The 23,867-nt window shown below is 70.9% G+C and carries 13 protein-coding genes and 2 pseudogenes; 6 read left to right on the plus strand and 9 right to left on the minus strand.

The features are described from left to right. The 3 genes and pseudogenes from ACZ462_RS31290 to ACZ462_RS31300 all read left to right on the plus strand — a co-directional run. A pseudogene (locus tag ACZ462_RS31290) lies at positions 1-415 on the plus strand (hypothetical protein); the annotation flags it as partial. Positions 416-607: 192 nt separating this feature from the next. Then, entirely contained in the window at positions 608-895 is a 288-nt protein-coding gene (locus tag ACZ462_RS31295; protein WP_467803950.1) for a hypothetical protein, read from the plus strand. 68 nt (positions 896-963) lie between these two features. Next, positions 964-1,122: a DUF7196 family protein gene (locus ACZ462_RS31300; protein WP_467803951.1), complete on the plus strand. Its 159-nt coding sequence runs from the start codon at positions 964-966 to the stop codon at positions 1,120-1,122. A gap of 170 nt (positions 1,123-1,292) precedes the next feature. Here ACZ462_RS31300 and ACZ462_RS31305 read toward each other — a convergent pair whose 3' ends face one another. The 7 genes from ACZ462_RS31305 to ACZ462_RS31335 all read right to left on the minus strand — a co-directional run bounded on the left by ACZ462_RS31305 (position 1,293) and on the right by ACZ462_RS31335 (position 17,070). Next, entirely contained in the window at positions 1,293-2,540 is a 1,248-nt protein-coding gene (locus ACZ462_RS31305; protein ID WP_467803953.1) for a glycosyltransferase, read from the minus strand. A gap of 4 nt (positions 2,541-2,544) precedes the next feature. Next, complete coding sequence (locus tag ACZ462_RS31310) at positions 2,545-3,558, minus strand: alpha/beta hydrolase (protein WP_467803954.1); 1,014 nt, start codon at positions 3,556-3,558, stop codon at positions 2,545-2,547. 177 nt (positions 3,559-3,735) lie between these two features. Then, positions 3,736-12,060: an SDR family NAD(P)-dependent oxidoreductase gene (locus ACZ462_RS31315; RefSeq protein ID WP_468253269.1), complete on the minus strand. Its 8,325-nt coding sequence runs from the start codon at positions 12,058-12,060 to the stop codon at positions 3,736-3,738. Continuing rightward, positions 12,057-13,871, minus strand: coding sequence for a fatty acyl-AMP ligase (locus tag ACZ462_RS31320; RefSeq protein ID WP_467882833.1), 1,815 nt, complete (start codon positions 13,869-13,871; stop codon positions 12,057-12,059). The genes ACZ462_RS31315 and ACZ462_RS31320 overlap by 4 nt, the downstream gene beginning before the upstream one ends. Positions 13,872-14,382: 511 nt before the next feature. Next, positions 14,383-14,916 (minus strand): EF-hand domain-containing protein, encoded by a 534-nt coding sequence (locus ACZ462_RS31325; RefSeq protein WP_467803960.1) that lies wholly within the window; start codon positions 14,914-14,916, stop codon positions 14,383-14,385. 182 nt (positions 14,917-15,098) lie between these two features. Next, on the minus strand, positions 15,099-16,103 hold the full coding sequence (locus tag ACZ462_RS31330) for a methyltransferase (RefSeq protein ID WP_467803962.1): 1,005 nt from the start codon (positions 16,101-16,103) through the stop codon (positions 15,099-15,101). Positions 16,104-16,272: 169 nt separating this feature from the next. Continuing rightward, a complete protein-coding gene (locus tag ACZ462_RS31335; protein ID WP_467803964.1) occupies positions 16,273-17,070 on the minus strand; it encodes a phenylalanine 4-monooxygenase in 798 nt (265 codons plus the stop codon). Positions 17,071-17,348: 278 nt separating this feature from the next. Here ACZ462_RS31335 and ACZ462_RS31340 point away from each other — a divergent pair, with 278 nt between their 5' ends. Then, positions 17,349-18,893 (plus strand): pyridoxal-dependent decarboxylase, encoded by a 1,545-nt coding sequence (locus tag ACZ462_RS31340; RefSeq protein ID WP_467803965.1) that lies wholly within the window; start codon positions 17,349-17,351, stop codon positions 18,891-18,893. Further along, positions 18,881-20,194 (plus strand): flavin monoamine oxidase family protein, encoded by a 1,314-nt coding sequence (locus tag ACZ462_RS31345; protein WP_467803966.1) that lies wholly within the window; start codon positions 18,881-18,883, stop codon positions 20,192-20,194. Before ACZ462_RS31340 ends, ACZ462_RS31345 begins: the two co-directional genes overlap by 13 nt. A 14-nt stretch (positions 20,195-20,208) precedes the next feature. Here the strand turns inward: ACZ462_RS31345 and ACZ462_RS31350 are convergent, their stop codons facing one another. Beyond that, a complete protein-coding gene (locus ACZ462_RS31350; protein ID WP_467803967.1) occupies positions 20,209-21,225 on the minus strand; it encodes a class I SAM-dependent methyltransferase in 1,017 nt (338 codons plus the stop codon). A gap of 177 nt (positions 21,226-21,402) precedes the next feature. Here ACZ462_RS31350 and ACZ462_RS31355 point away from each other — a divergent pair, with 177 nt between their 5' ends. Next, the gene (locus ACZ462_RS31355) at positions 21,403-23,091 is read left to right on the plus strand and encodes a carbamoyltransferase N-terminal domain-containing protein (RefSeq protein WP_467803969.1); all 1,689 of its coding nucleotides are present in this window, start codon (positions 21,403-21,405) and stop codon (positions 23,089-23,091) included. Between the two features lie 652 nt (positions 23,092-23,743). Here ACZ462_RS31355 and ACZ462_RS31360 read toward each other — a convergent pair. Further along, positions 23,744-23,866: pseudogene (locus ACZ462_RS31360) on the minus strand (thioredoxin-disulfide reductase); the annotation flags it as partial. Position 23,867 lies beyond the last annotated feature (1 nt).

Genomic DNA, 23,867 nt, shown 5'->3' on the forward strand with positions numbered 1-23,867 from the left:
CTTCCCCACCGCCGGACCCGCCACGGTCACGGCAACGGTCACCGCCGCCGGCACCGCCTGCTCCTGCACCAACGTCTCCTCCGCCCCGATCACCGTCAACGTGACCGTGGGAGGGACGGGCGTGACGCTGCAGACGCTGCCCTCCTGCTGGCAGCTCAACCTGCAGATCCCGCTGCCGAGCTTCGCGACCACGCTGAAGGCGCGTGTCTCGCCTGCGGCCGCGGGTGTGACGGTGAGCTTCTTCGTGGGCGGGCAACTGGTGGGCACGGCGGTGACCGACGCCACCGGCACGGCGACCCTCAACACGAACCTGACCCTGCAGCAGATCCTGTCGGGCAGCTTCACCGCCACCGCCACCGTCGGGGGGACCGCCGTCCAGGCGACCGGACCGCTGCTGCCCTGCCTGCCGGTGTGACCGCTCACGCGGCCAGGACCCGTCCGTCGGCCGGCCTGAGCTGACCCTTCGCCGACAGGCGATCGCCTTCCCCTGCAGGGTCGTCCCCCCGTCGTGCAAGGACGGGGGGACGACCCGATCTCCAAGCCTAGCGGCGGGCGCACACACGCCGCCCGGCCCGCCGACAAACCCATGTGCTGAGGGGAGACTTCCATGAGCCTGACGGTGTTCCTGCTGGCCCTCGGCGCCGCTTGCCGCATCACCCGCCTGCTCACCAAGGACACGCTCGCGGCCGGCTTCAGAACACAGGTCGCCGATCGCTTCGGCGACGACTCCAAGGCCGCCTACCTGGTCAGTTGCGGATGGTGCGCGAGCGTATGGGTCGCGGCTGCCGTGACCGCCTACGCCCTCGCACTGGCGGACAGCGCCTGGTTCACGGTACCGACAACCGCCCTGAGCCTGTCCTACCTGGCGGGTGTGGCCTCCCGATGGCTGGACTGACCAGCGCCGAACCCGTCGACGGCCGCTACCGCGGCGCTCGAGCGCCGAGAGACGAAACGAGAACGAACATGGCCTGCAACTGTGGCGGGGCATCCCCGCAGACCCCCGTCCTCTACCAGTTGAACCTGCCCGACGGCACGATCCGCCAGTACGTCACCTACCAGGAGGCCCTGGCCGCCCAGCAACGAGCAGGCGGCATCGGCACGATCACCCTCGCCGCTCAGTGAACCTCACAGCCGCGTGATGCGGAGCGGGCCGGTGGGCTGCAGGCCCACCGGCCCGCTCCAGCGTCCCGACCGGGATGCGCAGTCCGTCACGCCGGAGGGCCTCTGGCCCGGCCTCCTTGCGGCCGGGCCACCGGTGCGGCCGCGGGAGGGGCCTTGGGTGAAGCCGGTGGTCACATGCGGTCGGCTCCGCATCGGCTGAGGATCCGGCAGGCACGGCCCACTCCGTCCTCGCTGCTCAGGGCCCGGCCGAGTCTGCGCGCGCTGTGCGTGTAGGCGGCGTGCCGGGTCAGGGCGAGGAGGCGCTGGGTGAGGGCCGCGACGGTGAGTTCAGCGGCCGGCAGGGGGGCCGGCCCCGCGCCGAGCTCGTGCACCCGTGCGGCCCAGTACGGCTGGTCTGCGAAGAACGGGCAGACGAGGGAGGGCTTTCCGGCGCGCAGGGCCGAGGCCGTCGTGCCGGCTCCGCCGTGGTGGACGATGGCGGCCATCTTGGGGAACAGCCAGTCGTGGGGGGTCTCGCCCACCACCAGGATGTCGCCCTCGCTGGTGGCGGGGTCCCCCGGCAGGACCGCGCGCAGATTCGCCCGGCGCAGGGCCTGGCGTACCAGGGTGTCGGTGGCCTGGGGGTCGCCGGTTGTCATGCTGCCGAATCCCACGTAGACGGGTGGGGGTCCTTGGGCCAGGAAGGCGAGCAGTCGCCGTGGGGGTTTCCACAGGGGCTGGTCGTGGTGCCAGTAGCCCGTGATGTGGACGTTGGGTCCCCAGTCGGGCGGCGGGGGCACGATCGTGGGGCTGAACGCGCCCAGCACGGGGGCGTGGCGGACCTGCCGGAAGAGGGCCGGCAGGGTCAGCGGCGGCAGGCCCAGGCTTTGGGTGCGCCATGTGTTGACCGCCCGCCCGAACGCCATCCAGGATCCGAGGTCGACGGCGCCGAAGCTGAGCCGGTTGCCCGCGCCGCCCAGGAGCCGGGCAGCCGGGACGAGGGGGTGCGGGAAGGCCTTGGTGGGCTGGCTCGGCTGGAAGTGGATGACGGCGTGGGGGATGTGGAGGTATTGGCTCAGGTGGAGGCCGAGGAAGCTGAAGGTGGGTGCCAGGACGAGGTCGGCTCCCTTCGCGCCGGCCTGCGTCTGCGCCAGCATCGACATCATGCGGGGCCTGAGGACCCGGTCCATGTGGCGGATGAACGCCACCGGGTTGCGTCGCCCGGCGAGGAGTTCTTGTCCCTCGGCCGACTCGATGATCTCGACGGGGTCGACGGGGAGGGGGTGGAGGTCCAGGCCCGCCTCGGCGATCAGGTGCCGGTAGCGGGCGCTGGCGAGGATCCTGACGGTGTCACCGCGTCGCAGCAGGGCTCGGCCCAGGGCCAGGCAGGGTTGGACATCGCCGCGGGATCCCGCGGCGAAGATCACCACTGTCCGCATGGAGTCACTGCCTGATCGATTCCACGACCGAGGGCCAGATGCCGCGCAGCTCCGCCTGCCAGTAGGGCCAGGAGTGCGTGCCCGGCCGGTAGAGGTGGGTGGTGACGTCGACGCCCGCGGAGCGCAGGGACCGCTCGAACTTGCTGATCTGTCCGGGCAGTGGTGCCTCGCCCAGCATGCTCACCAGGAAGGCGTCGGAGGGGCGTCCCTTGTCCAGCGGTCCGGGCTCGCTGGTGCCTGCGGAGAGGTGCAGGCGTGTTCCGCGGAAGGCGCGCGGCATGGCGGAGGGGTTGTGGGCCTGCCAGACGTCGGCGTTGTGCACCGGGTCGCCCCAGACGTCTTTGATGTCGATTCCCTCCTTTTTGGTGCCCAGTGCCAGTTCCAGGCGCACGAGCGGGTCGTTGAGGTCGACGTAGGAGCTCATCGAGGCGGCGTAGCGGAACATCCCGCGGTTGTGCGCGGCGTAGTTGAGCGCGCCGAAGCCTCCCATGGACAGGCCCACGACGGCTCGTGAGCGGCTCGCGCGGTACTTCTTCTCCATGAGCCGGACCAGTTCGCGGGTGTGGAAGGTCTCCCAGCGGGGGCTGCCGGCGAACCAGTCGCTGTAGTAGCCGTTGCGTCCGGCGTCGGGCATGACGACCAGTACCTCGGAGTCCTTCGCCAAGGTTTCCAGGTCTGTCTCGCGTGTCCAGGAGGTGTAGTCGTCGTTGCCGCCGTGGAGCATGTAGACGACCGGGAAGGTGGCTTTCGGCTTTCGGTGGAAGCTTGCGGGGAGAAGGATGCGGACCGGGATGGAGGTGCCCATGGCCGGAGAGCTGACGGTGAGGTCGCGCATCTGCTCGGTGATGACGTTCACGCCGGTGACGCGGGCCTCGGCGTGGTGGGGGTGGTTGTAGGCGTCCGGGTTGCGTTCGGCGGCGTGTGCCTCGGTGGTGAGGAGGGCGGTGGCGAGGAGGGCGGTGGCGAGTTGGAGGCAGACGGGGTGTTGTTTCGCGTATTTCCTGAAGGTGTCCCACACAGGCGGGAGCATGGCGGAGCGTGGTGGTCGCCACCAGGCAACACCCCGTTGTGGCGGGGGGCAGTGGCCCGTACAGCCCAGCCGGGGTGGTGGGGGGTGGGTGTTGTCGGCTGGGGTGGGGTGGGGGGTGTCTGGGGTGCAGGCGGGGGCTTGCGTGGGAGGGGTGCTCGTGTCGGTTTAGGGGGTGGGCTGTCCCATGGCCCGGGTGAGGTGTTGGGCGATGGTGTGGACGTGGGGGGGGTCGATGACGGACAGGTGGTCGCCGTCGACGGGGACGATTTCGAGGTCGGGGCACAGTGGGGCCCAGCCGAGGTCGGCGTCGTTTCTGAGGTAGCGGGGGTCGAGGGCGGTGGTGAGTTGCTGCGGTTGCTTGGCGCGGTAGAGGACGACGCGGCCCGTCTGGGGGCGGGGGGTGTAGCGTTCGCCGACGCGGGCGTCGATGTAGGAGGTCCTTTGGTGCTCCATGATTGCGGGGCTCATGTCGAGTCCTGCTTCGGCGACCAGGCGCATGACGACGTCGATCTGCTGGTGGTCGGGGGTGGCTGCGAGCTCTTCGTAGGGCAGGTCGAGGTGGTGTCCGTATGTTTTTTCGATGTATTCGGCGAAGCGGGCGAATCGCTGGAGGAGGAACTTCGGTGACTGCGATTCCGGCTGGGTGGGGGGCAGGATGGTGTCGATCAGGCCGAGGAACCCGATCTTCTCTCCTTCTTCCTTGAACTGGAGTGCCACTTCGTAGGCGAGGCATCCTCCGAAGGACCAGCCGAGGAGGTGGTAGGGCCCTTCGGGCTGGATGTCGCGGAGGAGGGTGCGGTAGCGGGCCGCTTTTTCCTCCATGGTGCTGTGCTCGTCGATGCGTTCGAGGCCGTATACGGGCTGTTCGGCCGGCAGCAGTTGGGTCAGGGGCAGGTAGACGGAGGTCGGGCCGCCGGCGGGGTGGAAGGTGAACAGGGGCGGGCGCTGTGATCCGGGCAGAGGGGGGCGCAGGGTGGTCAGTGCGGACCTGCCTGTGGTGTTGACGGCGGGCCGGATCAGTTCGGCGATGGCGGCGACGGTGCGCTGCTGCAGGACGGTGTCGGGGGTCAGGGTCGGTTCGGTGTGGCCGCCGAGGCGGCGGCGGATGGCGTCGACGAGGGCGGCGGCGGTGTTGTGGTCGCCGCCGGCGGTGGTGAAGTCCTCGCGGATGTCGGTGGGGCTTTGGTGTAGGACTTCGCCCCAGGAGCTGGCCACGAGGCGCTCTGCGGCGTCGCGGGGGGTGAGGAAGCTCGGCAGCGCGGGTGCGGGCGGCTGGGGGCGGGTGGGCTGGGGGGGGTTGGGTCGGCGGCCGGCCGCGGGTTGGGGGGTGGGTTCGGGGGTGGGCAGTTGGAGTTGTTCGAGGACTGCGCGGCCGATGTCGCGGGCGCTGGCGCCGCGCAGCAGCTGGGGGGCGGGCAGGTCGATGCCGAAGTCCTGGCGGATGGTGTTGCGGATGCGTACCGCTACCAGGGAGTCCAGGCCCAGATCGGTCAGGGGGGTGGTCTCGGGGAGTTCGGCGGCCGTGAGGCCCATGAGGGCTGCGGTTCTGCTGAGCAGGCGTGCGTAGACGGTGTCTGGGGCTGAGGGGCCGAGCGCGGCGATGTTGTGGGGGCCGGCCCAGTCGTCGGCGGCGGGTGGGGCGTCTTGGAGGATGTCGGAGAAGAAGGGGATGGCGGACAGGCCGGGGAACTCCTGCAGTACGCGCTGGGTGTCGAGGTGGACGACGCCGACGTGTGCGCAGTTGCGGGTGATCAGTGCCTGCAGGACGTCCATTCCCTCGCTGATCTGGATGGGTTCCAGTGCCAGGAGGGGGTTGTTGGCTGTCATGCCGACGTTCTCGAAGGGGCCCCAGGCGATGGAGGTGGCGGGCAGGCCTTCGGCTCTGCGGTGGTGGGCCATGGCGTCGAGCCAGGCGTTGGCGGCCGCGTAGGCGGACTGTCCGGGGGAGCCGAGGAGTGCCGCGGCGGAGCTGTAGGCCACCCACCAGTCCAGGTGGTGGCCGGCGGTGGCTGCGTGGAGGTTTTGGGCTCCCTTGGCTTTGGGTCGCAGCACTGCGTCGATGTCGGACGGTTCCAGGTCGGTGATGAGCCGGTCGTGCAGGACGCCTGCGCAGTGCGCGATGCCGCGCAGGGTGTGGCCGTCGGCGAGTGCGGCGTGGACCAGGTCGGCGGCGGTGGAAGGGTCTGCGATGTCTCCTTGGACGACGGTGATGGAGGTGTTGTGGCGGCGGAGTTCGGCCAGGAGGGCTTCGGCTTGGGGTGTGGGGGTGCGGCGTCCGTTCAAGACGATGCGTGCGGCGCCCTGTTCGGCGAGCCGGGTGGCGGTGGCCAGGCCCAGTCCGGTCAGTCCGCCGGTGATGATGTATGCGCCGTCGGGGCGGGTGAAGGGCACGGTGTCGTTGCGCAGGGCGGCGAGGTCGGCTCGGGCCAGACGTGCGGTGAGGCGTGTGCCGGCTCTCCAGGCGACTTCGTCTGCGTCGCCGTCGGCGGTGAGTTCGCGGACGAGGTCGTCGAATGCCCCGGGCTGTTTGTCGATGTCGACCAGCGAGGCCCGCAGCTGGGGGCATTCCAGGGCGAGGGCCCGTACGAGGCCGCGTAGGCAGGCGAGGTGGGGTGTTTTGGGGTTTGTCGAGCCTGCGGCCTGTGCCAGCACGGTGGCCATCCACAGGCGTGGCGGTTGCCGGTGGGTGGTGTCGGCCAGGCGGCGTGCCAGGTGTGCGGCGGTGTGCAGGGGGTGGGTGTCGTCGTGGTGTTCGGGCTGGGTGAAGAGGAGGAGGACGGCGCTGTGGTCGGGCTGGGGTGTGGTGAGCCAGGTCTCGAGTACGCCGTCGGTGGTGGTGGCGTGGGCGGCGTGGGCGGCTGTGGCCTGGATGCCGCCGGCTTCCAGGGCGGCCAGGAGGGAGGCGGTGGCGGCGCCGGCGGTGTCGGGTTCGTCGGTGAGGAGCAGGACGCGCTGCAGGGGTCGCAGCGGCAGGGGGAGGGGGGATTTTTCCCACTGGATGTCGTAGGTGCACGTCTCCAGGGATCGGGGGACTTCGTGTGGTTCGACGGGCCGCAGTTGCAGGGAGCGGGCGATGACTGTGCTGGTGGCTCCTCGGGCGGTGAGGTGCCAGTGCCGCAGTCCGGCTTGGTCGGGGCCGGTGTCGTCTTGGGGGGTGCAGGTGATGTCGTAGCCGGTGTCGATGATGCCGGGGCCCTTGATGAGCAGGGATGCCAGGGCGACCGGGACGGTGGGTGCGCCCTCGTCGGCCGGTTGGGTGTCTGCGGCGTCCTGCGCGGCCAGCATTGCGGCGAGGAGGGGTGCGTAGGGCGAGTGGTGGGAGGGCCGGAGTTCTTCGGGGGTGTAGTGCTGCAGGAGTGCGGGTTCCGGCTCGGGGAGGGGCTCGCGGTGGTGTTCGGGGTCTCGGGTGATGCGGGCCGAGGCGTAGCAGCGCCACACGGTGTCGGCGCCGCGGGCGTGGAGGGTGAGGGTTCCGTGTGTGGCGGAGTCCGGTTCCCATACGGTGGTCAGGGGGGTGCTGGTGGAGAGGGGGAGCCATTGGTGGAGGCGGAGGTCTTCGAGGCCGAGGTGGGTGAGGCCCTCTTGGGCCCATAGGTCCAGGCCGGCTTCGATCATCAGTTCGGCGGCTTCGGGGAGGGTCAGTACCGGTCGGCCGTGGACGGTGGCGCGGGTGGCGTGGCGGTGGGTGCCGATGTCTGCCTGCCACAGCACGGCGCCGGTGCGGGGGTCGTCGGTGCGGGCTCCGAGGAGGGGGTGGCTGCCTGGGTGGGGTGTGGGGGCGGGGCGGGTGAACCAGAACCGTTCGTGGCGCCAGGGGGGGCTGGGCAGGGCGGTGCGTGCACCGGCGGGCCACAGGTGGGTGTCCAGCGGTACGCCGGCGAAGTGGAGTTGTGCCAGTGCTGCGTGTAGGTGGACGGCGTCGTCGGTGTTCTTGTGCAGGGTCGGGATGATCAGTGCCTGGTCGCCGGCCGGGGTGGCTTGCAGGCTTTCGGTGATCGGGACGACGGCGATGGGGTGGGGGGAGATTTCCAGGAAGAGGGTGTGGCCGTCCTCGGCGGCTGCTGTCACTGCTTGTTGCAGGCGTACGGGGCGGCGGACGTTGGCGCACCAGTAGGCGGTGTCGGCTGGTGTGTCGGCGCGGGGGTCGTCGAGGACGGTGCTGTACCAGGGTGTGGCGGGTGGGTGGGGGCGCAGGTCGGTGAGGTCTTGGCGCAGGGGTGTCAGGATGGGGTCGACCAGGGCGGTGTGGGCGGCTCCGTCCAGGTCGAGGAGCCGGGCGAGTGCGCCTTGCCCGGTCAGTTCGTCGACGAGGTCGCGGACTGGTTGGGCGGGGCCGGCCACGGTGCAGCGGTGGGGGGAGGAGTGGACGGCGACCTCGACTCCGGGGAAGCGGCTGAGGACGGCTGTGCGTGTGGGGGCGGGGAGTTCCACTGCGGCCATCGCGCCGGTTTTTTCGGCTTCGATGGTGGCCAGGTGGGTGGAGCGGCGGGTGATGACGCGTACGGCGTCGCGGTCGTGGAGAGCGCCGGCGATCACGGCGGCTGCGACTTCGCCCATGGAGTGGCCGATGACGGCGGCGGGTTGGACGCCGTGGTCCTGCATGGTCCGTGCCAGGGCGACCTGGAGTCCGAAGATCAGTGGCTGGACCCGGTCGATGGTCCCGGTGGACTCGGAGGTGATCATGTCGGTCAGGGAGGAGCCGGTCTCGGCGGTGAAGTGTGGGTCGAGCGCGCGGACGTGGGTGGCGAAGAGGGCGTCCTGGGCGAGCAGGCGCCGTCCCATGCCCTCCCATTGTGATCCGTATCCGGAGAAGACGAAGACCGGCTGCTTGGGTGTGGGGGGTTGCGCGGCTTGTGCGTCGGTGCACGGGGCGACCAGGCCGGGTACGGTCTCGCCGCGGGCCAGCGCGGCCAGGGCGGCGGCTGCGTCGGTGTGGGTCCGGGCGATGACGGCGGCCACGGATGGGCCGCGGCGGTGCGAGGCGAGGGTGTGGGCGATGTCGCCCAGAGCGGGTGCGTTGCCTGATGCCATCCATCGCGACAGGGTTGCGGCGACGTCGGGGAGCCGGTCCGCGGAGCGGGCGGAGACCACCAGGATGTGTGGGCGGGTGGCTGGTGTGTCTTCGGTGGGGGTGGACGGCGCGCTGGTGGGGGGCGGGCTGGTGGGGGGCGCGGTGGTGGGGGGCGCGGTGGTGGGGGGCACGCTGCTGGACGGCACGCTGCTGGAGGCCGCGCTGGTGGACGGCACGCTGGTGGACGGCACGCTGCCGGACGGCACGCTGGTGGAGGCCGCGCCGGTGGACGGCACGCTGCTGTAGGGCGCGCTGCTGGACGGCACGCTGCCGGAGGCCGCGCTGCTGGACGGCACGCTGCCGGAGGCCGCGCCGATGGACGGCACGCTGCTGGACGGCACGCTGGTGGAGGCCGCGCTGGTGGACGGCACGCTGCCGAAGGCCGCGCCGGTGGACGGCACGCTGCTGGACGGCACGCTGCCGAAGGCCGCGCCGGTGGACGGCACGCTGCTGGACGGCACGCTGCCGAAGGCCGCGCTGGTGGACGGCACGCTGCTGGACGGCACGCTGCCGGAGGCCGCGCTGGTGGACGGCACGCTGGTGGACGGCGCGCTGGTGGGGGGTGCCTGCTCGAGGATGGCGTGGGCGTTGGTGCCGCCGAAGCCGAAGGCCGAGACGCCGGCGCGGGAGGGGCGGTTGCCGGTGGCGGGCCAGGGGGTTGTTTCGGTGACCACGCGCAGGCGAAGGCCGGTGAAGTCGATGTGGGGGTTGGGGGTGTGGAAGTGCAGGCTGGCGGGGATACGGCCGTGGTGCAGGGCCAGGGTGGTCTTGATCAGGCCGATGATGCCGGCCGCGCCTTCCAGGTGGCCGAGGTTGCTCTTCACCGATCCGATCAGCAGGGGCTGTGCGGGCCGCCTGCCGCGGCCGATGACCGCTCCCAGGGCGGTGGCCTCGATGGGGTCTCCCAGCAGGGTGCCGGTCCCGTGTGCCTCGACGTAGTCGATGTCGGTGGGGTGCAGGCGTGCGTCGTGCAGGGCGTCGCGCAGCAGTGCCTGCTGCGCTGCGGGGTTGGGTGCCATCAGGCCCGCGGAGCGGCCGTCCTGGTTCACGGCGGTGCCCCTGATGACGGCCAGCACCCTGTCGCCGTCGCGGTGGGCGTCGGCGAGTCGTTTGAGGATGACGACGCCGCAGCCCTCTGCGCGGGTGATTCCGTCGGCCGCGGCGTCGAAGGCCTTGCACCTGCCGTCCGCGGCCAGTGCGCCGGCGTGGCCGAGGGAGGCGGTCACGGCGGGAGACAGAAGGAGGTTGACTCCCGCGGCCAGTGCCGTGCTGCATTCCCCGCTGCGCAGGCTGCGGCAGGCCAGGTGCACGGCCACGAGGGAGGAGGAGCAGGCGGTGTCGACGGTGATGCTGGGGCCGCGGAGGTCGAGTTGGTAGGACACGCGGTTGGCGGCGATGCTGCCGGCGGCTCCCGTGCTGGTCCACGCGGTCAGCCGCGTGGGGTCCGAGGTGGTCAGATGCCCGTACTCGAGGGCGCTGAGGCCGACGAACACGCCGGTGGGTGTGGTCTGCAGGAAGGGGGCGGACAGGCCGGCGTGGTCGAGTGCCTCGCAGACGACCTCGAGGAGCAGTCGTTGCTGGGGGTCCATGGCTTCGGCCTCGGGGGGTGTGATGCCGAAGAACTTTGCGTCGAATCCCTCGATGTCGTCGAGGAAGGCGCCCCACCGGGGGGTGGACTCCATCAGGGCGGTGGCCTGGGGTGCTGTGCCGGTGAAGTTCGGCCAGCGTTTCTCGGGTACCTGGCCGACCGCGTCGTATCGGGTGATCAGTCGGTCCCAGAACGCATCCGGTCCGTGGATGTTGCCGGGTAGGCGGCATCCGATGCCGATCACGGCGATGGCGCAGGCGTCAGCGACGGCAGCGGCGGCGGCGGCGGTGTCTGTGTGCGCGGTGGCGCCGGCGGGCGCGTCGGTGCGGACGGTGGCGCCGGCGTTGGTGCGGACGGCGGCGCCGGTGGCAGCGTCGGCGGGCGCGGCAGCCTCGGCGGGCGCGGGCGCGGCGGCAGCGGCAGCGGTGTCTGTGTGCGCGGTGGCGCCGGCGGGCGCGTCGGTGCGGACGGTGGCGCCGGCGTCGGTGCGGACGGCGGCGCCGGTGGCAGCGTCGGCGGGCGCGGCAGCCTCGGCGGGCGCGGGCGCGGGGGCGGCGGGCGCGCCGGCGTCGGTGCGGACGGTGGCACCGGCGGCAGCGGTGGCGGGCGCAGGGGCGGCGGCAGCGGCGTCGGCGGGCGCGGCAGCGCCGGCAGCCTCGGCGGGCGCGGGCGCGGGCGCGGCAGCGGTGTCCGTGTGCGCGGTGGCACCGGCGGGCGCGGCAGCGGCGTCGACAGCGGCGGCAACCTCGGCGGGCGCGGCAGCGCCGGCAGCCTCGGCGGGCGCGGGCGCGGGGGCGGCGGGCGCGGCAGCCTCGGCGGGCGCGGCAGCGGCAGCGGCAGCGGCAGCGGCAGCGGCGGCGGCGGTGTCCGTGTGCGCGGTGGCGCCGGCGGGCGCGGCAGCGGCAGCGGCGGGCGCGGGCGCGGGCGCGGGGGCGGCGGGCGCGGCAGCCTCGGCGGGCGCGGCAGCGGCAGCGGCAGCGGCGGGCGCGAGCGCGGGCGCGGGGGCGGCGGGCGCGGCAGCCTCGGCGGGCGCGGCAGCGGCAGCGGCAGCGGTGTCCGTGTGCGCGGTGGCGCCGGCGGGCGCGTCGGTGCGGACGGTGGCGCCGACGGGCGCGGTATCGGCGGCGTCGGGCGCGCCGGCGTCGACGGGCGCGCCGGCGTCGACAGCGGCGGCAGCGTCGGCGGGCGCGGCAGCGCCGGCAGCCTCGGCGGGCGCGGCAGCGGCAGCGGCAGCGGTGTCCGTGTGCGCGGTGGCGCCGGCGGGCGCGGCAGCGGCGGCGTCGGGCGCGCCGGCGTCGACGGGCGCGCCGGCGTCGACGGCAGGGGCAGCGGCGGGCGCGGCAGCGGCGGGCGCGCCGGCGGCGGTGCGGATGGTGGCGGCGGCAGCGGCGTCGGCGTCGGCGGGCGCGAGGGTGCCGGCGGCAGTGGTGGCGGGGGCGGCAGCGTCGGCGGGCGCGGCAGCGGCGGGGGCGGGGGTGGGGGGTTGTGGCCGGGCCGGGTGGGCGGCACCGGGCCGGTCGGTGCTTGTCAGCGCGGCGAGGAGTTGCCCCATCGTGGGGTACTCCCACAACAGCGTGGCGGGCAGCGACCGGTCCAGGATCTTCTCCAGTTCGCCGGTCAGTCCGACGGCGTCGCGGGAGGTGAGGCCGTACTCCGCCAGTGGCCGGGCGTCATCGAGTTCCCCGGGCGGGATGCCGCTGATATCCGAGACCAGCCGCACCAGGACGCTGCGCAGTGCGCCGGCGCCCACTGCGCTGCGGCTGTCCGTGGTGGAGACGTCGGCCCCGGCGTTGCCCCCGGCCGGCTCCTGGTGTCCGCCTGGCTGCTTCATACGTCGTCGGTCTCTTTCTGTACACACGGGTCGGGGATCCAGGCACCCTGGAGGTAGTGCTTGCGGCACGCGCCGCGAGCGACCTTCCCGCTGGTGGTGTGGGGCACGGTGCCGGGCGGGGCGAGGACGAAGTCGTGCACCGCGATGGCGTGGCCGGCGGACACCGCCACGCGCACCGCGCGGGCCACCTCGTTGCAGACCTTGTGGGGTTCGGTGAGGTCGCGGGCGTGTTCGGCCACCACGACCAGGCGTTCTCCGTCGTCGGTGGGAACGCAGAACGCCGCAGTGTGGTGGCGGCGGATCGCCGGGTGGGCGTTTTCGACGGTGTGCTCGATGTCCTGCGGGTAGTGGTTGGCCCCGTCGATGATCACGAGGTCCTTCAGACGGCCGGTGATGTAGAGGTGGCCCTCATACCACACCCCGAGGTCCCCGGTGCGCAGCCAGTGCTGCCTGTCCTTGGCGGGGGTGTCGTCGTTGAGGGTGGCGCGGAAGGCGGCCTGGCTCTGCTCGGGTTTCCCCCAGTAGCCGCGTCCGATGTTGGGGCCGCGCAGCCAGATCTCGCCCACGCGTCCGTCGGGGAGGCGGACGTGGCTGGCGGGGTCGACGACGGCTGCTTCCTGGCCGCCTGGCCGCCCGCATGCGACCAGGCGGGTGACGGCCTGCCGGCCCCCACCTGCTTGCCGGGCCGGGAGAGCGGTGCCGGCGGCCAGCGCGTCACGGTCGAAGGAAGTGACGGTGGGTTCGGCGCCGGCCGGTGACGCGGACACGAAAACGGTGGCCTCCGCCAGCCCGTAGGACGGGCGCATCGCGGTGGGAGTAGCACCGGCGGACGCAAAGGCCTGCTGGAACCGCTTGAGTGTCGCCTCGGCGATGGGTTCGCTTCCGTTGACCATGGCGGCGACCGACCCCAGAGACAGAGCAGCGCGGTCCTCGTCGGTGACACGACGCGCGCAGTAGTCGTAGGCGAAGTTCGGGGCGGCGGTGAGTGCTCCGGGATACCGGCTGAGCAGCCGCAGCCAGCGCAAGGGCTGCTGCACGAAGGCCAGCGGGTCCATGAACACGGAAGGGATACCCCCAACGAGAGGCAACACGACCGCCAGGACCAGCCCCATGTCGTGGTAGAGAGGCAGCCAGCCCACGGTGCAGTTGCGTCCGGCACGGATGTCGTATGCCTGCAACGCCTGACGGGCATTGGCACAGACGTTCTTGTGGGTGATCTCCACACCCGAAGGCATACGGGTCGAGCCCGAGGTGTACTGCAGATAGGCACACTCCTCGGGATGGGGATGGGGGTGGGGGTGGGGGTGGGGGTGGGGGTGGGGGTGGGGGTGGGGCGGGGCGCCGGCCGGCGCATCCGGCGCCGTCCGGAGGGCAAGAAGGTCCTCCTCGGTCGTGACACGGACACGGAGGCCGACTTGGTTGGCGCAGAACTTCTCCGCGGCGTCGAGGGCGCCGGGACTGGTCAAAGCAAGCGCCGGGTCGGCATCAGCCAGCGCAGCGGCCAGTTTGTCGGCATGCCCCGGCAAAGTCGGAGGGAAAAGAGGAACAGCGATCGCACCGGCACACGCAGCCGCCAGGAAACCAACGACGTAATCCAAATTCTGCGGGCCCACAACAGCCACCCGCTCCCCCGCCGCACCACCATGACGCAAAGCCGCCGCGAGAGCCCGCACACGGAACTCCAGCTCCCGCCACGTCAAAGACGTCGCAATTCCCTCACGGTCGGTACCGAAGTCCACGAAAGTGAACGCCTTCTCCGCCGGGGCCTGCACCGCGGCCCGGGCAAGATGATGACTGATCGTGTCTTCCACGGTTACCAGCATGAAGTCACCGAACCCTTGTCCTTGGCATACAGCAGGCCTCGACAGGCCGCCCGGTCTGCCAGCCACATGGATGAGTGCCGTATCCGCCCGGTTGCGAGCGATCAGCCAAACACATAGGCGTACCGGGCAAGCGACGCCACGCCGACAACCCAACCCGGCCCGCCTGAACGCTGAAGAATCTCAGTGGCCCCACAGTCCCGAAACCGCCACCGACCAGCAACGACAAACCAAACCCCACTGCCCCAACCCGCTGTCACAAAACCGAGAGATCGCAGCCATCCGCACGAGGCCACGGCGGCGCGGTTCACCGTCGGAATTGGACACGAAAGCCCTTCGCCAGTAGGCGTGACGACGCCCCTTGAGGCCAAGCCCAGGGATGGGTTTTGACGAGGGGGTGGGGGCGGCAGGTCTGCCGTCGGTGTTCCGGTGTCGAACGTACGGGCGCCCGCCCGGCGCTGTGGCCGGGCGGGCGCCCGCATCTCACGTCAGCAGGTCCGCCTCAGACGCGGCCGAAGAGCGGCGTGCTCGGCGCGGAGGGGTTGTCGCTGGTGTAGTACTCGCGCATGACGGAGCGGTACTCGTCGCGGGACACCCGTCCGTCGCCGTTCTGGTCCAGCGCCGCGATGGCCTGGTCCAGGTCCCGCTGCGGAACGCCGTAGGCGCGCAGCATGCGGCTCACCTCGTCACGGTCGAGGACGCCGTTGCCGTCGCTGTCCGCGAGGGCGAACTCGGCGTCGAGGGCCTCCTCGATGACCTGCATGAACTTGTTGTGCTGGGCTCCGCCGAAGACGGCATCGAACTCCTGCCGCGTGACCTGGCCGTCGCCGTCGCTGTCGGCCAGCTCGGCGAGCCTCTGCCAGCACTTGGTGTAGGTGCTGCGGACCTTGCCGGCAGCGGGCGACGTCTCGTCGAAGGAGCGGATGAGGCGCTCGGCAATGCGATCGAAGTCGTCTGCCTCGATGACGCCGTTGCCGTCCTCGTCGATTGCGCCGAAGACTCGGTGGGACTTGTTCAGGATCGCGGTGGCGACCATGGGAAACCTTTCCAGGGACTGTGTGGGGGCGGACCGGGAGACACGCTCCGTGCCCGTTCGAACACTACGTGTGTTCATCAGGTGCATGTAACCACGTAGCACTCCGCGACGCATTCGGTGACACGAGGTTGTGGGCGACCCTCGGCCCTCTATCAAGTGCGGGAGGTCGAGGGAGCGCGTTCTCAGACTGCGGTCAGCTCCATGAGGCTGACCGGTGCCTGAGGCAGATGGAGGGCCTGGAGTCGCAGCCCCGCGCGCGTGTAGAGGTTCTCGAACTCCGCACGGCTGCGGACCCGGGCACTGCCCATGCACATCTGGAACAGGTCGACTGTGCGGCCCATGTGGAAGGAGTGCCCCGACGGTCCGCTGTCGGTGTCGTGGTCCACCACGCAGTCGAGGACCAGGACTCGCCCATGCGGGGGGAGCACGGCCGCCACGTTGCGCAACAGTCGCCCGACGCGCTCGTCGTCCCAGTCCATCAATACGAACGACAGCAGGTAGGTGTCACCGCCCTCGGGTACGGCCTCGAACATGTCACCCCCGGCTACGGAGCAGCGGTCCGCCAGGCCGGCACCCGCCAACGCCCGCTGGGCTTCGGCGACGGTGGCCGGCTGGTCGAACAGGATGCCGCTGATATGGGGATGGGCGGTGAGGACGGAGGTCAGCACCTGCCCCAGGCCGCCACCGATATCGACGATCCGGTGTACGTCCCGGTAGTCGTAGGAGAGTGCGGTGGGGATCTGGAGAGCCTTGGCCACCGACACCATCCCGGCGTCGAACACCTGCCGCGACTCGGGTCGGCCGTGCAGCCAGGTCCAGTAGTGGTCAGTCCCGAGGACGTTCTTGATGGGGGCCGCTCCGGTGGCGACCGCATGCTGGAGCTGTTCGAAGACCCGCCACATCCACGGCTCGCTCTGGAGCACCGCGAGGTCTCGCATGGACTCGGGGTGGTCGGCGCGCAGGTGCTGCCCCAGCTCGCCCAGTGCGAAGACGCCGGGCGACACCTCTTGGACGACCCCGACACCGGTCAGCGATCTCAGCAGACGGCGCAGTGCTTGAGGGTCACAATCGGTTCGTGCCGCCAGATCGTCCGCCGTCCGGCGCTGACCGGCGAACGCGTCCGCGATGCCGAGTCGAGCGAACGCGCCCACGGCCTGCCCGGTCCAGAACCCCAGGGTGATCTCCACCAGTCGCACCGCGGCCGGGTCGTGAACCTGGGCTCCGCTGCCGTGTGGCGGACTTCCGACATTCGTCGTGGCCATCGGTCACCAGTGCCTTCCTGAAATGTGAGTGGGTAGAGGGTCCGAGACATGCGCTTTCGCCGGCGCCTCAGCATTTCCCGAAGATGTCTCGATTTCAAGCGCGCGTCAAGAAGGACCGGACTTCGTCAGCCATCTCGTCGACGGATTGTGCGATGAACAACCTTCCCTGATAGGTAGAGATATCGTAGTTTGATTCGATCACTGCCTGGATGGAGAATTCCTCGACCCGGCACGTGTCGAGCTTGGCGAGTTCTCCGCTCGATGACAGGAGGGCCGCCCCGTAGGCTTTGACCCGGCCGTCCTCTTGTACAAGTCCTGTCTCCATCGTGAACCAGAAGACTTGGCTGATCTCCTGGAGTTCCCGCGCGGAGGTGGCGTTGTTCGCGGCTTTGCCGAACAGCCGGTACAGATCGGCGAACAGCGGGTCGGCCAGCATCACGACATGCCCGACGAGCTCGTGCAGCATGTCGGGCTCCGGGCTGTAGCGGGGTCGGCTGGGGCAGCGCAGGTACATGGTCGTCGAGAAGAGGTCGTCGGCGAAACGCCCGTAGAAGTCCCCGGCCGTGGCCAGCCCGTCGACCGGGAGCAGCCGGAACCCCGTGAGGTTGCCCAGGCGTCGCCCGAGGTCGTCGATCCTGGGGGCGTGGGCGACCGGCAGAGGCAGTCGTTCCCTGGCCTGTAGGTAGCGCGAACTGGCGACACGGGGATGCACAAGGCTGAGGTCGGACATCATCGCGCCCCACAACCGGTCTTCCTCCGCGCTGTAGACCACCGGGTGCGAGTTGATCCCGCCCTCCTTGCGGATCGCCTCCGAGATTTCCCGCCTGCGCCGGGCGCACGGCTCGTCGAGCCGCCCCGCGGGCATCACGCGGTGCTCATTCGCGCGACTCATAGCTGGTCCTATCCCCGTTCCATGGATTTCAGGGTCGTGCGTACGAAGATATTTCCTGCTCGGCGTTCTCGATGGAAGGTCCCACGCCGGGAACCCGCCGCCTCGCCAGGTGACCGAATCGGATGAAATCTGGCCAGCAGGCTCTGTCTACTCGCACATCCCTGCTTGACTGGAGCCCCACAGCCAATCGAGAGATCGCCGGGCGGTGGGGCGCTGGAGACGGTCCAGCCTTCGACGGAGGGCGGGACGGAAATACACGCTGAGCCAATTGGAGTACGGTGTCGGAAAGCAGCGTCGTGCCCGGGCATATGACGCCGGACGAGTTCCGCCGTTACGGCCGGCAGGTGATCGAGTGGATCGCCGCATACCAAGAGAAGACCGAGTCGTACCCCGTGCGGTCTCAGCTCGCACCGGGTGAGGTGCTGGACGCTCTGCCGCAGAGCCCGCCGGAGGCCGGCGAGGGGTTCGAGGGGGTCATGGCGGACCTGGACCGTGTGCTGATGCCGGGTATCACGCACTGGCAGCATCCTTCGTTCTTCGCGTACTTCCCGGCCAACGCCAGCGGCCCGGCGATTCTGGGTGACCTTCTCTCGTCCGGGCTGGGCGTTCAGGGCATGCTGTGGGCGACCAGCCCGGCCTGCACCGAGCTTGAGACCCGTGTCATGGACTGGCTGGTGGAACTGTTCGAACTACCGGACAGCTTCCGGGGCAACGGGGTCATCCAGGACTCGGCCTCCAGCGCCGCGCTGGTGGCGCTCGTGGCCGCGCTGCACCGAGCGGGCGAGGGCAGGCCGGCCCGGGCCGGTATCACCGCGCGGTACACGATCTACACCAGCTCTGAGACCCACTCCTCGTTGGAAAAGGCCGCACGGATCTGCGGCATCGGCGCGGCCGGCGTGCGGGTGGTGGACGTCGGCCCGGAGAACTTGGCGATGGACCCGACGCGTCTGGAGACGATGATCGTCCAGGACCGGGCCTGCGGTGCCGTACCGCTGTTGGTGTGCGCGACCGTCGGTACCACCTCCACGACCGCGATCGACCCGGTGCCCGAGATCGGCGCGGTGTGCCGCCGCAACGGCGTCTGGCTGCACGTGGACGCGGCCTATGCGGGCGTTGCGGCGGTGTGTCCGGAGCTGCGGTGGCTCAACGACGGGCTGGCACCGTACGCCGACTCCTACGTCACCAACCCGCACAAGTGGATGCTCACCAACTTCGACTGCACCGCGCTGTGGGTGGCCGACCGGGGACCGCTGGTGGGTGCGCTCGCGGTGCTCCCCGAGTACCTGCGCGACCGGGCCAGCGCATCCGGTGAGGTGATCGACTACCGTGACTGGCAGATCCCGCTCGGCCGCCGCTTCCGTGCGCTCAAGCTGTGGTCGGTGATCCGCTGGTACGGGGCGCGGGGGCTGCGGGCGCACATCCGCTGCGGCGTCGGCCTGGCACGGCAGCTGGCCGGGTGGATCGAGGCCGACCCGGCGTTCCACGTGCACCCGCACCACCCGCTGGGCCTGGTCTGCTTCCGCCCGCTCTGGCCCGGGCTGCCCGATACCGAGGCCGACGCGGCCACGCTGCGGGTGATGCAGCGACTGAACGACTCCGGCGACCTGTACCTCACCCACACCAAGGTCGGCGGCCGGGTCCTGCTGCGCATGGCCATCGGCGCACCAGGCACCGAGCAGCGGCACGTACGACTGGCGTGGGACCGGATCACCGCAGAGGTACATGCCGAGGCAGCACACCGACGCCCGGCCGGGCACCCGAGCCGCACTCCGGCGCACACCGAGACCCCCACCGACCCTCAGGAGCAGACGTGCACGACGTGATCATCATCGGCGGAGGGATCTCCGGCGCCACCGCCGCCCGCGAACTGGGCACGGCAGGGCGCTCGGTGGTGCTGCTGGAAGCCCGCGACCGTCTTGGGGGGCGCACCTGGACCAGCACCTTCCCCGGCACCGGCACACTTGTCGACCTCGGCGGCATGTGGCTGGGCCGACGGGATACCTTCCGCCACATCTACGCCGAGGCCGAGCGCTATGGGCTGCCCGTCGTCGAAAGCCCCAGCACCACCGTCAGCAGTCTGATCGTCGACGGCGTCCGCCATACCGATCCGCAGGCCCTGCCCCCCGGCTACGGTACCGAGATCGACGATGCCATCGGCCGCATCACCGATACCGCCCGGGCCACTCGCCCACACCTCCACGACGCGGCCCGCACGCGCCCCCTCGACGTGCCGGTTCGCCAGTATCTGGCCACGCTCGGCCTGTCCGCCGAAGCGTTTGCCACCCTCAGCCAGCAGGCGTCGGTGCACTACGGTGCCCCCGCCGACGAGATCTCCGCCTTGTACCTCCTCGGTGAGATCGCCACCCGGTACACCCCGTTCGCGCAGCAGACGCTGGCCCTCGACGTCCTCGACAGCTTCCGCGATGGCACCAAGGCCCTCGTGGACGCCCTCATCGCCGAGGCCGGCGCCGAGGTCCACCTGTCATCGCCCGTGCGCCGTGTCGCGCAGATCGCCGGCCGTGTGGAGGTCGTCACCGAGGCCGGGGAGCAGTTCCTTGCCCGGACCGCGATCGTCGCCACCCCGCTGAACTGCTGGCAGGACATCGACTTCCAGCCGGCCCTGCACCCCGCGAAGCAGGCCGTCGCCTTCGAGGGGCACGCCGGGCACTTCGCCAAAGTCTGGCTGCTGGCCGACGGCCTGCCCGAGCCGTCCTTCTTCGCCGCTGGCGCCCCGGACGGGTTCCAGTGGATCCGCACCGAACGGGTCACCGACCAGGGCAGCCTTCTCACCGGCTTCGGCGACCCGGTGGCCTGCCCCGACCTGTACACCTTGGGCGGGGCGCAGAAGGCCTTGGCCGCCTACGCGCCGACGGCCCGCGTCAAGGCGGTGCACAGCCACGACTGGAACCAGGACCCCTACGCGCGCGGAACCTGGATCGCCTACCGCCCCGGCTGGCTCACCACCCACGGGTCCGCGATCAGCGCCTCCGAAGGGTGCGTCGCCTTCGCCGGAGGCGACACCTCCACCAGTTTCAACGCGCTGTGGATGGACGGCGCCGTCGAATCCGGCATCCGCGCCGCCGCCCAGACCCTCGCTCTGTTGAAGACAACCGGCGGCGCATGAGCCGGGATCGACGCTCAGCGTGCGCCGGGCTCCCGGCCGTCGTCGAGCGGCAGCAGATTGCCCTTGACGCGCGGCAGGCAGCGGTCGAGTCCGGCGCCGCGGCCGGCCAGGACCTCGAAACCGGTGGGTCGCAGCCGCAGCTCGATCGCCCGCAGCCGGTCGAGGTTCCCCAGCGCCCGGATGCGATCCCGCAGGGCCGGCTTGTCGAAGAGCTCCTCGGGGCGGACGAACTCCGGGCCACCAGGCGTATCCGCCTCCTGGCCGGTGAGGTCGACGAGGCCGATGCCGCCGGGGTGGTAGACGCGGTCCGCTGCCAGCCAGGTGACGGGCAGGCCTGCGAACAGCTCGGGCATGTCGGCGAAGCGCATCGGCTGCACCACGGGGTGGAGGTAGGCGTCGGCGTCGGCGACGTCCTGTTCGGCCGCGGTGAGCGGGGTACCGGCCCAGCCTGTGGGGAAGCCGTAATCGGCGAGCGATAGTTGGAGCCCGAGGTCACGGATGGTGGCGATCCCGTCCTCGGGGCGGCCGGACGGCGTGAGCAGCCGCGCAAGCTCCCGGTCCAGCATCCGACTGTGTTCGCCGACGGCGTCGTACAGCCACAGATGGATCAGCCCGTCGTCCGCCATGTGTTCGGTGAGCCACTCCAGCCCGGCTCGCGGCGAGGGCAGATGGTGCAGAACCCCGCAGCAGATCACAAGGTCGAACCGGCGCCGCAGGTCCAGTTCCGGCATGGCGCCGTGCACGAACTCGACGTTGGTGATCCCGTACCACTCGGCGCCGCGCCTCGCGATCTCGAGGGAGCGGCGGCAAGCGTCCACCCCCGTGAACCGGGCGCGGGGGTAACGCCGGGCGAGTGCCAGCAGGATGGATCCAGTTCCGCATCCGGCATCGAGCACCTCCCAGTCCTCCAGTTCCGAGTCGTGCAGAACGTAGGGGAGTTGCTCGGCGATCATGTCCATCAGTGGGGCGTCCTCCGCCGGAGACGGGAAGGGAAAGGCCTCATAGAGGCGCGTGACATCACTCGTCGTCATATCGGGGTGCACCTTCTTGCTTGCGAGTGTCTCGGGCGTCGACAGTCCGACGAACCGGCGTTTCCCCTCATGTCCGGGCAATCCGAGCCGATAGTTTCGAACAGTCGCAAAAAGGTTCTCAGGAAAAGCCGGGCAGCCCGGCAGGACACGCGACACCCCGGAGAGAGGATGTGAACAGTGCTGATCTGTGGGCTCAAGCTGACGCACGACGGTGGAATCGCCGTCATCGAGGACGGCACGCTGTTGTGCAGCATCGAGATGGAGAAACTGCATGGCAACCCGCGCTTCCAACCCCTGGACCGGCTGGAGGCCGTAGAGGACGTCCTTGCCGGGCAGGGGGTGGATGCCTCCGCCCTCGACGCCGTCGTGGTCGACGGGTGGATGGCGGCACCGGGCGAGCCCGCCCCAGTGCTGCGGGAGCTGACGCATCACGGTCGGCCCGTGGCACTGCAGGTCGCGCCGTACTCCGAGGCGGACGCAGGCGCCAAGGGGCCGCTGCACCGCTACCAGTTCGACGGCCTGCCGCTCGGCGACCGTACCGTCCGGTACGCCAGCTACCACCACGTGACACAGCATCTGCTCGGTGCCTACTGCACCAGCCCGTTCGCCACCCGCAACGAGTCCGCACTGGCGCTGGTCTGGGACGGCGGCACCGTGCCGCGGCTGTACCGGGTGGACAGCGCCCCCTTCCGCGTGCGGAGCCTGGGCCCCCTCTTCCCCCTCTACGGCAACGCTTTTGCCGACTACTGCGCCCAGTGGGACCCCTTCCGCTCCGCGTCGCCGGTACAGCACGGCGAGCAGGACATCAGCAACGCCGCCGTGCCCCGGAACCTCGACGTGGCGGGCAAGGCGATGGCGTACGCCGCCCTGGGGCGGGACGAGCCGGACGTCTACCGGGTCTTCGACACCCGGCTGGACCGCATTCCGCTCACCTTCGACACCGGGATCCACCTGGCCGACTGGTGCCGCGAGCACCGGACCGCGGTGTGGCCGGGTGGCTCGGATGCCGACTTCGTCGCCAGCTTCCAGGGCTACCTCGGCACCCGGCTGCTGACCGCGCTGCGAGAGCGCGTGGCGCAGCTTGCGTCGGACTTGCGCAGCCCTAATCTGTGCCTGTCAGGCGGGTGCGCCCTGAACATCAAATGGAACAGCCTGATTCGGTCCAGCGGCCTCTTCAGCGAGGTATGGATTCCGCCCTTTCCGAACGACTCTGGCGCCGCACTCGGCACAGCGGCCGCGGAGATGGTCTGCCGGGAAGGCAGAACTGCCCTGGACTGGGACGTGTTCCGCGGCCCCCGGCTGCTGCCGGTGACCGAACTGGCGGGCTGGACCTGGGAGCCGTGCGACGCCGCTGGACTCGCCAAGGTGCTCCACGAGACCGCGGAGCCGGTCGTGGTCCTCGACGGGCGCGCCGAGTTGGGGCCCCGCGCGCTCGGCGGCCGCAGCATCCTCGCCCCCGCCACCGATCCGAAGATGAAGGACCAGCTCAACGACATCAAGGGCCGCGCCGCCTACCGCCCCGTCGCCCCGATCTGCCTGGAGCACCGGGCACCGGAGATCTTCTCTCCCGGCTGCCCGGACCCCTACATGCTCTTCGACCACGCGGTGCGCCCCGGCTGGCACGAGAGGATCCCGGCCGTCGTCCACCTGGACGGCACAGCCCGGCTACAGACCGTGACCGAGCGCGACAATCCGCTGCTGGCCGCCGTGCTCACCGAGTACGAGCAGCTCAGCGGTGTACCGGTGCTGTGCAACACCAGCGCCAACGACCAGGGGCGGGGCTTCTTCCCTGATGTGCGCGCGGCGGCGCGTTGGGGACGTGTGAACCTGCTGTGGTCAGACGGGCGCCTGTACTCCAGGCAGTGACTGCGTGCCACACCACCCGATCAGCCGGACCGGAACAGCGACCGCTTCCCGCCGCCGACTGCGCGGGGCTTGCCCAGGGTGGCTTTGGGCCTTGCCTGCACCCGCCGGCGGCTTGCCCAGCTCAGCGGAGTAGGAGTGAGAGCCAGCCGGTGGTCTTCTGCTCGGGCACGGCCTGTCCTGCTCCTGGTCCCTGCGGATCGCTCCCGGCCGGGCTTGCTCCCGGCCAGTTTTGCTCCCAGTCAGTCTCGTGCCGCTGGTCGCAGTCCTCGCACAGGGCCGGGCGGCGTTCCTGAGGAAGGGCGTACCAGCCGGTGCGCTCAACGGCCTGCCACCACTCGTCCGTGAACGCCGCCTTGTACTCCGTGCAGTGGGGGCGACTGGCGTAGCGCACGAAGCGCTTCCGCTCTGCCCGTCGGGAAGCGGATCGGGGTGCTCCTGCCGGTCGTCGGCCTCGTGGGCGTCGGCGACGGCCGCGCGCTTGCAGCTGTCGCACAGGTGCGGGTGGGAGTCCCTTGCAGCTCCCCAGTTCGTCGGCTGCACCCCTGCCAGCGGGCATCGGTGAACTTCGCACCGCAGCCGGTGCAGACGGGCCGGCGGGCCTCGCGCTCGGCTGCCTGCTTCGCGGCCTGCACCTCGGTGGTGGTGGTCAGGTAGCCGCCGACGAAGATCGAAACAGCAGCGGCTTGAGCTGCCCGCGGGCGGTGTAGAGGGCGGCGGTGTATCCGGCGGGGCCGGAGGCTATGACGATGACGTCGCGTACGTCGTCCGCCGCGATG

The organism is Streptomyces sp. NPDC031121 (assembly GCF_055570615.1).

Coding starts and splice junctions, on each gene's coding strand:
- ACZ462_RS31295 (WP_467803950.1), top strand. CDS start 608: ATGAGCCTGACGGTGTTCCTGCTGGCCCTCGGCGCCGCTTGCCGCATC.
- ACZ462_RS31300 (WP_467803951.1), top strand. CDS start 964: ATGGCCTGCAACTGTGGCGGGGCATCCCCGCAGACCCCCGTCCTCTAC.
- ACZ462_RS31305 (WP_467803953.1), bottom strand. CDS start 2,540: ATGCGGACAGTGGTGATCTTCGCCGCGGGATCCCGCGGCGATGTCCAA.
- ACZ462_RS31315 (WP_468253269.1), bottom strand. CDS start 12,060: ATGAAGCAGCCAGGCGGACACCAGGAGCCGGCCGGGGGCAACGCCGGG.
- ACZ462_RS31325 (WP_467803960.1), bottom strand. CDS start 14,916: ATGGTCGCCACCGCGATCCTGAACAAGTCCCACCGAGTCTTCGGCGCA.
- ACZ462_RS31335 (WP_467803964.1), bottom strand. CDS start 17,070: ATGAGTCGCGCGAATGAGCACCGCGTGATGCCCGCGGGGCGGCTCGAC.
- ACZ462_RS31350 (WP_467803967.1), bottom strand. CDS start 21,225: ATGACGACGAGTGATGTCACGCGCCTCTATGAGGCCTTTCCCTTCCCG.